13 protein-coding genes are annotated in these 10,198 nt (G+C 40.5%); all 13 read right to left on the bottom strand.

Annotated elements, in window-relative coordinates; translation table 11 throughout:
* Window positions 1-1,084, bottom strand: a 1,084-nt coding sequence (locus tag WA010_RS06710; protein WP_422556372.1) for a glucose-6-phosphate isomerase, incomplete at its 3' end; no start/stop codon positions are given.
* Window positions 1,084-2,079 (bottom strand): type I glyceraldehyde-3-phosphate dehydrogenase, encoded by a 996-nt coding sequence (gene gap, locus WA010_RS06705; protein ID WP_422556371.1) that lies wholly within the window; start codon window positions 2,077-2,079, stop codon window positions 1,084-1,086. The genes gap and WA010_RS06710, both read right to left, overlap by 1 nt.
* A gap of 107 nt (window positions 2,080-2,186) precedes the next feature.
* On the bottom strand, window positions 2,187-2,699 hold the full coding sequence (locus WA010_RS06700) for a glycine zipper 2TM domain-containing protein (RefSeq protein WP_422556370.1): 513 nt from the start codon (window positions 2,697-2,699) through the stop codon (window positions 2,187-2,189).
* A gap of 69 nt (window positions 2,700-2,768) precedes the next feature.
* Window positions 2,769-3,389 carry an ATP phosphoribosyltransferase gene (hisG, locus tag WA010_RS06695; protein ID WP_422556369.1) on the bottom strand — a complete coding sequence of 207 codons (621 nt, stop codon included), beginning with the start codon at window positions 3,387-3,389 and terminating at the stop codon, window positions 2,769-2,771.
* Window positions 3,383-4,006 (bottom strand): type III pantothenate kinase, encoded by a 624-nt coding sequence (locus WA010_RS06690; protein WP_422556368.1) that lies wholly within the window; start codon window positions 4,004-4,006, stop codon window positions 3,383-3,385. The genes hisG and WA010_RS06690 overlap by 7 nt, the downstream gene beginning before the upstream one ends.
* A 29-nt stretch (window positions 4,007-4,035) precedes the next feature.
* Window positions 4,036-5,031, bottom strand: a complete 996-nt coding sequence (locus tag WA010_RS06685; RefSeq protein WP_422556367.1) for a tRNA dihydrouridine synthase — start codon at window positions 5,029-5,031, stop codon at window positions 4,036-4,038.
* A gap of 52 nt (window positions 5,032-5,083) precedes the next feature.
* On the bottom strand, window positions 5,084-6,106 hold the full coding sequence (locus tag WA010_RS06680) for a hypothetical protein (RefSeq protein ID WP_422556366.1): 1,023 nt from the start codon (window positions 6,104-6,106) through the stop codon (window positions 5,084-5,086).
* Between the two features lie 13 nt (window positions 6,107-6,119).
* The gene (gene dksA, locus WA010_RS06675; RefSeq protein WP_422556365.1) at window positions 6,120-6,473 is read right to left on the bottom strand and encodes an RNA polymerase-binding protein DksA; all 354 of its coding nucleotides are present in this window, start codon (window positions 6,471-6,473) and stop codon (window positions 6,120-6,122) included.
* Window positions 6,474-6,482: 9 nt separating this feature from the next.
* A complete protein-coding gene (locus WA010_RS06670) occupies window positions 6,483-6,941 on the bottom strand; it encodes a 23S rRNA (pseudouridine(1915)-N(3))-methyltransferase RlmH (RefSeq protein ID WP_422556364.1) in 459 nt (152 codons plus the stop codon).
* Entirely contained in the window at window positions 6,938-7,495 is a 558-nt protein-coding gene (locus WA010_RS06665; protein ID WP_422556363.1) for a thiamine phosphate synthase, read from the bottom strand. The genes WA010_RS06670 and WA010_RS06665 overlap by 4 nt, the downstream gene beginning before the upstream one ends.
* Window positions 7,495-8,337, bottom strand: a complete 843-nt coding sequence (accD, locus tag WA010_RS06660; protein ID WP_422556362.1) for an acetyl-CoA carboxylase, carboxyltransferase subunit beta — start codon at window positions 8,335-8,337, stop codon at window positions 7,495-7,497. Before accD ends, WA010_RS06665 begins: the two co-directional genes overlap by 1 nt.
* A complete protein-coding gene (locus WA010_RS06655) occupies window positions 8,334-9,062 on the bottom strand; it encodes an inositol monophosphatase family protein (RefSeq protein WP_422556361.1) in 729 nt (242 codons plus the stop codon). The genes accD and WA010_RS06655 overlap by 4 nt, the downstream gene beginning before the upstream one ends.
* Window positions 9,062-10,198 (bottom strand): glutamate synthase subunit beta (locus WA010_RS06650; protein ID WP_422556360.1); only part of this gene is annotated, 1,137 nt, incomplete at its 5' end. The genes WA010_RS06655 and WA010_RS06650, both read right to left, overlap by 1 nt.

Genomic DNA, 10,198 nt, shown 5'->3' with positions numbered 1-10,198 from the left:
CAATCTCATCAACACTGACCCCACTTTGTAACACACTTTGCATCGTTGCCTGACATTGGGCATTAATAAGCTCATTGAAACTATATGTATTAAGAAAATTACTTTTTTCTAAATGAGTTAATGACAGATTAGGAATCATTAAATGTTCTTCGGAATGTTCAATATACATAAAAGTAACCGTTTTATTAAGTGGTCCTTCTATAATCAACTGCAGAAAAGAGTGTTGATCAACCGAACCGATAAGAGAAATTGGTGTAAGCCCTACTCGTTCATCGCGTTGATTACGTTTGCCAAGGGACTCTCCCCAAAGTTGTACTACCCATTTACCAAACTCTTCAAACGAATCGGAGTAACCAAACAATACATTCATAGGATAATGCTCGCTATGCATTACATAATAAACTGCTTTTTGAATTATATGTTCTTCTTTCCGATCCCAAAAACGTTCTAGAAATCCTTCTCCACCACGTAAAATTGCTTTAGTATCAAAGCCAGCTAGCGTCAATGGAACGATTCCTACAGCACTGAGTACCGAAAATCGACCTCCAACGTTTTCAGGAATTGCGAAACGGCGTAAATGGTATTCATCTGCAAACTTTGAAAGGATAGAATCTTGATCACTGACAACAAAAATTTGATCAGAATAATCCAAGGTCAATTCAAAACTGTGAATCAAATGTTTGAAAATAGACATTGTTTCTACCGTTCCTCCAGACTTGGAAATAACGATAAATAGCGTACGAAACTTATCAATTTGTTTCATCCCTTGCATAATGGCAACAGGATCAGAATTCTCTAAATAAACCAATTTTTTGGCATTAGGAGTACTGGGACGTAGAAGACGTTCTATTGCTTTAATCCCAAGAGATGAACCACCGATACCAATAATAGCAATCGTATTAAAACGGCGATCGATTTGATTATAGAGTTCTTGAAGTTCATCTACTAAAGGTTGAGAGAATTTAGGAAGATGATAATACCCTACAGAGCCTGAAGTAGCTTCATGCTGTACTGTTTCAAACCCTTTTTCAACCGTTAAAGGATCAAGTTTTTTAGTATCAAAATAGTTTGTAAACCGAAGCATCAATGATTACCAATAAGAACACTCATATCAACAAGACGGCTACTGTATCCCCATTCATTGTCATACCAAGCCAAAACTTTTACTGTTTTACCATCGACAATGCTGGTCATATCCGGTACATAGGTAGAACTATAGGTAGAACCGATGAAATCACAGGATACCCGCTTGTCGTTATCCACTTCAAGGATCCCTTTGAATGATCCCTCAGCAGCGGCAGCAAAAGCGGCATTAATAGCCTCTTTGGTAACCTCTGTTTTAAGGTTAACCGTTAAATCGACTACCGAAACATCCGGTGTCGGTACGCGCATCGCATAACCGTTTAGTTTTCCAAGAAGGTGAGGCATTACTTTACCGATCGCTTTAGCCGCACCCGTCGTTGTAGGGATCATGTTCAACGCTGCCGCACGAGCACGACGAGGATCTTTGGAGTGCTTAACATCGAGGATGTTTTGATCGTTAGTGTAAGAGTGGATGGTAGTCATTAAACCATTTTCGATACCGAAAGCATCATCTAAAACTTTACAAATCGGTCCAAGACCATTGGTTGTACAGCTGGCATTCGAAATAATCGCTTCACCTTGATAGTTATCCGAATTCACACCGATAACATAGGTCGGAGAATCATCTTTTGCCGGTGCAGACATAACGACTTTACGAATACCGTTTTTAAGATGTTTCGCGCAGCTCTCTTGATCTAAAAATACACCTGTGCACTCGATAACTACCTCTGCACCGCAGCTTCCGAAATCGACTTTATCGATATCACGTTCACGGAACATTCGGACATTTTTACCCGCAATTGCAATGGTATTTTCATCCACAACTTTGGCATCAATACCGCGATGTACGCTATCGAATTTTAAAAGATATTCGAGCATTTCGGGTTTAGCCGTCGTGTTCAATGCTACCAGTTCAATGTCACTGCGTTCAGCAATAATCTTAGCGACGATAATCCCGATTCTTCCTGTACCGTTGATTGCTACTTTGAGTGCCATAAAAACTCCTGCGAATAAAAAAATAATATGATTGATTTTAACGAAAAAACTTTAAAAAGATGGTTACAAAGAGAAAATCTAAGCCCTTTTATAAGGCTTAGACGAAATTAATAGCTATACGTGATCGTAATCGGAATTTGTTTGAGAGCAGTATTGCTCTCAACACTGATTTCTCTCCCTTTATATTTTGCAAAATTGGTATACCCGTCCATAACTTGACGTGTTTTATAACTATTAACCGTTTCACATTTTCGTACTATTTGATAGGTTGGAGCACTGTTTCCATAGGTACTACCAACTCTTTGTCCGGCAAGCGTACCCAAAACAGCTCCCCCTACGGTTGCAACCGTTTTACCACTACCCCCACCAATTTGATGTCCAATAACACCCCCTAAAGCACCACCAGCTACTGCTCCGACAATATCATTATTACTACCGCTACTGACTTGTTCTTTCACATCATAGCATCGTTCACTCGGAACAGTTTCTTGAATAGTAGAGTAATTTGGAACCGATTTCGTAACGGTAACATATTCGGTGGTCGAAAAACTCTCAGCAAATAATGCGGAACCGCCAAAAAGAATTAAAAGCGCTAAACGCGATGGGTAAGTGTTTGACATAACTATCCTTTGTCTCGATATATACTAAACGAGATTGTAGATAGCTAATGTTAATCAACAGTTAATTGCTTAGTGTTTTCCGTACAAGAGGGTATTAATTTTTTCATATATATCTAAAATTTCACTTTTCTTTTCAAAAAAGCTGTTTTTATTAGCAATCAAATGGGTTGTAGATTCCATGATTGTCTCCACCACTTCCAACCCGTTTTGTTTCATCGTACTACCTGTTTCAACGACATCGACGATCATATCGGCAAGTCCGACAAGAGGGGCGAGTTCGATGGAACCGTAGAGTTTTATGATGTCGGCCGCCACTGCACGTTCGGCAAAATAACGCTTGGTGATGTTCACCATTTTCGTCGCTACTTTGATCTCGCTTTTGGTAAAGTCAGGTTTCTCTCCCGCACGCATACCGATCGCGACACGGCATTTCCCTTTTTGCAGATCAAGGAGGCGAATAACATCCAACCCCTGCTCTTCAAGGGTATCGAGTCCCACAACCCCGATATCGGCGGCTTGATGATACACATACGTCGCTACGTCTTGGTTTCGTACCAATAAAAATTTAAAATTTTCGGTTTGCAAGATCAATTTACGATCATCAAATTTGAAACTGCTTCCGAATATGGTTTCAAAAATTTCCAACGTATCTTCGGCAATTCGCCCTTTTGGGAGTGCGACACTTAGCATTTAACACCTTTTTCAATCAACTTTTTCATCCCTTGAAAGATTAAATCTTCCACAACGACTGCTTCGGGTATAAAACGAGACAGTAGCCGCCCGTCCCCTCCGGTCACATAAACGGGTTTTCCTAAACTCTCGATCTTACAGATCAACGGAGCCAAAAAACCGACCGTAAGAGCATCTGGGGTATTTTTCGCCATTTTAGCCAAATCTACCTCAAAGTTAAATGACATATCCAAAGCTGGAGAGAGCAGCGCATATGCTTCCTGTGCCGCACGAACTCCTAAAGCGATAAAGCCTCCATGATAAACACCGCCGCGCATCACATCCACTGTGATGGCACTCCCCGCATCGACAATGACCCCATCATCAACCGCTTCACACACCATAATCCGATCAATCCCCATCGTCGGATAGTATTTATCCCAATCAATCCATTTCGAAAGATCATACCAATTTTCGAGTGTTACGATTCTTTTATTAAAAGCACTATTGACACTAACATAGTAAATTTCCCCAGAAAGCGATAAAGGATCAAACCTTGCTACGCTAAACTTGGTTCGTTTACCATTCAAATATAAATCTACCGATGTATTGCCGATATCACCAAGAATCATACTCATATTATAGCTTTAAAAGAAAATAGATACTATTACATTGATTCATAAACATTTATATCAGATGTGTTGCATCCTCCTATAATTTGTCGATGCGTAAGAAAAAATTCATCGATAACAGCACGAAACTGGATAGGGTCTTCAATACGATTTACTAGATCACGAAGGGCAGATGCGCCTTCGTAGCCTTTAGAATAAGTATGGACATGCTTGCGAAACGTCACAATACCGCGTACACCGTAAAAACTTACCATACCATCCAAATGCTCCATAATAATTGCATGTTTGATGAGTGGATCAACCGTCGCATTTCCGGTTTTGAGCTGATGAAAAATCCACGGTGCTCCGACAGCTCCGCGACCGATCATGATACCATCAGCCTTTGTGTGTTTCAATACCCATTGCGCTTTTTCAAAAGAGTCGATATCACCGTTAGCGATCACAGGAATACCAATAGAAGCCTTGATCTCAGCAATCGCATCATAATCGACAGGAGCTTTAAATTTTCCCGCACGGGTACGCCCGTGAACGGCGAGAAAATCGGCACCGCACTCTTGAACTACTTTAGCGATTTCAACATGATTTTTTGACTCAAAACCCAATCGGATTTTAACGCTGAGAGTCGATTTGTTCGAGTTTTTTTTGATTGTTTCTATAATGCGTGCCATACGTGGTAAATCACTGAGCAACGCACTTCCTGAACCGTGACAAACAATTTTTGGAACAGGACATCCACAATTAAGATCAATAATATCAATATTATCTTGAGTATTCAATACCTCTACAGCCCGACGGACGATATCCTCTTCAGCTCCGGCAATCTGAACTGAATAGGGATCTTCATTGGGACTTCGTTCTAACATTCTGATCGTTTTGATCGAACCATGTGCAAGAGCATTTGAGCTGATCATCTCACTCACCGTCAAATCAGCACCGAATTTTTTGACGACATTACGAAATGGTAAATCGGTATAGCCGGCTAGTGGAGCAAGAGCATAAATAGGAATATCAAATGAGAGTTTAGAAGTCATAAAATTACCTTAGAGGAGAAGGCAACAATTATTGTTGCCCGTTAGGATTTACTCAGCAACTACGACGTAAAAAGATCGCGATATCATAGTGTTTATTTGCACGCTTAAGATCACGGTATGCTTTAAAAATCAAATAGTCGTTATTGGCAGTATTGTTTAAAATTTCATTTGCTGTATCAATCATTTGTAGATCGTACAATGTATAAAGGTATCCTTCCATAGCATCATCATTATTTTCGCTTAACATTTCAAAAAGACGAATACGCTGCTCGGGAAGCATGTTTTTTGACATCGCTTCTGACAGATCAATCCAATCATGTACTTGAAGTTTAAGAATCGAAAAAATAGATACTAATTCTTCGTTAGTGATTTGGATACCATTCTCACTTGCATTGATACGTTGTATAAAAGTGATTAATGATGATTTTGTAAAAAGATATTTAAACTTTATCACTGACCCAACTGATGCAGTTTTAATATAAAGTTCATATGCCTTAACACAAACGATTTCACCATAGTTATCTGGACGAGAAAGAACAGCATCTGCATCAATCTCTCCACGCTCAAAACGGTTTAAATTATTTTGGATTGCAATCGACGTTGTAGCGGGTAAATGAAATTTTTTAATATCTACTTTTTTCTTCTCCTTAACATCACGCAGTAGCTCTAGTGCTTCGTCAATTTTTTCATTACCAATCGATCGAAGTGTCTCATAAGGAAGAATTAAAGAATTATCAACCAATTTGCCTATAAGTTTATAAGCATCACTTTTATAAACGTAATTACGTTCGCTAAGACCAAGAAGGGAATCACGTAGTGCATCCATCATTTTTTCATGGTCTTTATTTAATCGGCGAAGCTTAAAATTTCCCATTATCGCATAAATACCCATATGGAGCAAACTGGCCAAATACATAATAAACAAAGGGACAATAACCCAAAATGCAACCGGTAAATTTGGGAAGTGCATCCCTAACAAATCAAATGAAATCGATCCGTTATCGACCGAATAGACCGCTACTGCGACCAATATCATCAAAATAAACGATGCAATACTATACCGTTTCAGTTGCATTTTTTTTCCTTATCTAGTGTTTATTTTTTTCAACGATTGGTCGACATACGATACAATACTTCGCATGCGGTTTTACTTTAAGACGTTGAAAACCAATATCATCTTCACACATTTCACATATACCATACTGTTTCGTTTTTATTTTCATAAGTGCTGCTTCAATCTCTTCAAGTTCATGCATCTGTTGTGAACCTATAGCATTTTCAACCATATTGTCATTGCTAGCCGATGCATAGTCACCTTCGTCGTTCAATTCCATCTCACGTAACTGATTCATTTCGCTCTCGACACCGGTAAGATTTTTGATAATCTGCGCTTTACGCGTTAATAAAATCTCTTCGAAGTACTGCAACTCATGGTCTCTCATCAATGCTCCTCATTTGTGGTACGGATGGTTTGCTAACAATGAATAGGCACGGTAGATTTGTTCTAGTAAAACTACCTTTGCGATTTTATGACTCATCGTCATCTCAGAGAGACTGATAGCCACATCACACTGCTCAACAAAACCTTTTTCAAAGCCGTAAGCACCACCTATAAAAAATTGCAACGAAATTTTATCACTTATAAGCTTACTAAATGCAAAACTATCCAATTTTTTACCCTCAGGATGCAATACAATCGAGTAATTTTTACCCAACATAGGTAATAATAATTTCGAATACGCAATTTGCGATGCTTCTGCGCTAATTGTGTGTGCTTTTACAACCTCTTTTGGGAACAATTCAACGTCATCCACTTTCGCAAAACGAGAGATCATCTTCATCTGTTCTTGATAGAGAGGGTCATATAGTGAGCGCTCTTTTTTTGCAATGGTTATGATCGAAATATTCATAATAGTCCACTTCCGATTACTTTGTAGGTAACATAATTAAAACTATCTTCGAGCTTTACCCCACCGATTACCGCTACAGGATGGTTGGAGAGTGCCGCGATCTCATCGAGTTTATCCCCTAGTACTTTAGCTTCTAATTTCGTCGATGTGGCACGGTATGCCCCTAAACCGATGTAATGCAGATCAAGGGTATTTGCGATCTTTATCTCATCACTATTATGAGTGGAAAGTCCGATAATTTTATCTTCACCAATCGCCATTTTTAAAATTTTGATAGCACGAATCGGATCAGGATCAATTGCGTATAAATCTTCTTGACCGATATGGACACCATCGCAAAAAGTGGCAAGCTCATAATGATCATTAATCACTAAAAAGCTTTCCCAAACTCTGCGTAATGCTATCAAATCGGTTTTTACGGTAGCGATGTCGGCGTGTTTGTTGCGGTACTGGAGAATTTCAGCACCTAATACCTTTGCACGCTCAGCAAAGGAGAGGAGATCAACGCCCCTATAGCGGAGCATATCAGCATCACAGAGGGCGTAAAGTTTCATTATGGGAGAAAAAGTTTAAGCATGTCACTCAGTGTCTCTTTGAGCTCACTGCGTTCTACGATCATATCGATAGAACCTTTTTCGAGAAGAAATTCGGCCCGTTGGAACCCTTCAGGGAGGTCACTTCCAATGGTTTGTTTAATAACACGTTGACCCGCAAATCCAACCAAAGCACCCGGCTCGGCGATAATAATGTCTCCGAGTGTTGCAAAAGAGGCACTAACGCCTCCCATAGTAGGGTCAGTAAGGAGTGAAATATAAGGGAGCTTCGCATCCGCTAATTTTGCCAACGCCGCAGACGTTTTTGACATCTGCATAAGAGAGAAGGTGCTCTCTTGCATACGTGCTCCGCCGCTGGCACTGACGATAATAAGACCTTGACGTTTCTCTAATGCACGATTCACCGCACGAACGATTTTTTCCCCTTCGACCGAACCAAGCGAACCGCCCATAAAATTAAAGTCAAATACAACGAGTTGTGCAGGAACCTCATTAATCGTACACTCTCCGCTCACAACCGATGAGTAAGTGCCGTTTTTAGCAAATCCCTCTTCAACACGTGCGGCATAACTTTTTTTATCCACAAAATTGAGAGGATCAACAGGACGAAGATTTCCGTCAAACTCAACAAAACTTCCTTCATCCGCAATAAGAGCAAGACGTTCTTTCACACCAATGCGTAAGTGAAATCCACATTTAGGACAAACATGATTTTGTTTTTCAATCTCTTTGTAATACATCAGCGACTGGCACGAGGGGCATTTTACCCAGTGAGACGGAGCCTCGCTTTTGGTAGGTTGTTTTTTCTTTTCGGAGTCCCCGAACAGGTTAAATAGACTCAAAAATACTCCTTTTCTACAATCAAACGTATCTGCTCAAAAAGCGCTTTATCCGAACACATGAGGATATATCTATCGTCACTAAACACATGAAGGTGTTTACTCAAGAATAATCCGGCTTGGATATCGTAAGGTCGCATTGTACCTAAAAATAGCACATATTTCACATAAGGAGCATATGCTAATGAAAGGGCTAATGCTCCGGGAGAGCGAAATTTCAGCTTTTTTTCCATCAATTTTTCAATTAATACCGAGTGTTCTGGTGCTTTTTCAAAAAGACCGATTTTTGCTGACGCATTGGTCAAAATTTCAAATTTTTGAAAAGGGTTATGCAAATTACTCTTGTAATATTCATGAGAGGTACGGATAAATAGATCACCGTTTGAAAGATTACACACCAATGCCTCTGTTGTTTTTCCATGCGATACACGGGCGATAGAAACACCGTAATAAGGGAGTTGTGAGAGAAAATTATCACTTCCGTCAATCGGATCAAGGAAAATATTGGTCGTAGATTCAGGAGACATCCACCCACTCTCTTCAGAAAAAATTGAGCCAAAAGAGGAGAGATGAGAAAAACAGATCGCTTCGGCCCGTAAATCAGCACCGCTGCTGATATCCCCGCCAAAACCTTTTTCGTGGTAGACAAATAAAGTGAGGTCTCCCTCCTCGATAAGGGCTTTTATCTCGTGACACGCACGGATAGAAGCCTCGATAAAATCGCTCATTAGCGAAGGAGTGATTTTACGATAGAACGAGCTGCTTCGCGCCCATCATAGGCAGCAGTTACGACTAGATCAGCACCGCGATAGCAGTCCCCTCCGGCATAGATACCGGCTGTTGTTGTTTCATTGTTTTCATTGACGATAATACCGCCCCATGAGTTTACCTCAATCCCGTTTTCAGCCAAAAATGGAGGAACACACGGATCGAATCCAAGGGCCATGATGATAACATCGGCGTTGATATTGAAATCTCCCCCTTTAACCTCTTCCATTTTTTGGCGCCCTGACTCATCTTTAGCACCTAAAACGGTTTTAGCCATGTGGATACCGACAGCTTTGCCGTTATCCCCTAAAATGACCTCTTTTGGAGAGGCATGGAAAACAAACTCTACACCCTCTTCAATCGCATTTTTATACTCTTTTACCGATCCAGGCATGTTGTGGGCATCACGACGATACAAACACGTTACGTTTTTCGCCCCTTCGCGTTTCGCAGTACGAACACAGTCCATCGCGGTGTCACCACCCCCGATAACGACGATGTCTAAGTCTTTGAAATCGAATTTTTTATCGTAAGAAGAAGCGAAATTTTTACGCTGAATAGCGGTCAAATAGTCCATTGCAGGATAGACATTGGAAGCATTTTCACCGGCAATCTTCGCACCTTTGCTTTTTGTAGCACCGATACCTATAAACACTGCATCATGCTTGTCAGCAATAGCATCAAATTCAATATCTTTGCCTACTTCGCAATTGAGGACAAGTTTTAATCCCGCTTCAAGAAGGAGATTAACGCGACGCTCAACGATTTTTTTATCGAGTTTAAAATTAGGGATACCATACGTGAGCAATCCCCCCGCACGATCGGAACGCTCATACATCGTTACCGCGATCCCTGAGCGTAAAAGATACGTTGCTGCAGAGAGTCCAGCAGGGCCTGAACCGATGATCGCCACTTTTTTATCCGTCGTAATCCCCGGAAAATAGGGCTTCAATCCTTGTTTAAATCCCTCTTCATTGATAAAGGTCTCAACACTACCGATGGTAATTGCTCCATGACCGTCATTGAGGGTACAATCACCCTCACAAAGACGATCATGCGGACAGACACGTCCCATCACTTCAGGAAACGGTGATGG

This window comes from Sulfuricurvum sp., assembly GCF_049305995.1.
Lineage (GTDB): Bacteria > Campylobacterota > Campylobacteria > Campylobacterales > Sulfurimonadaceae > Sulfuricurvum.
The sequence above is the reverse complement of the archived record's forward strand: the minus strand, read 5'-3'. Positions and strand labels throughout refer to the sequence as shown.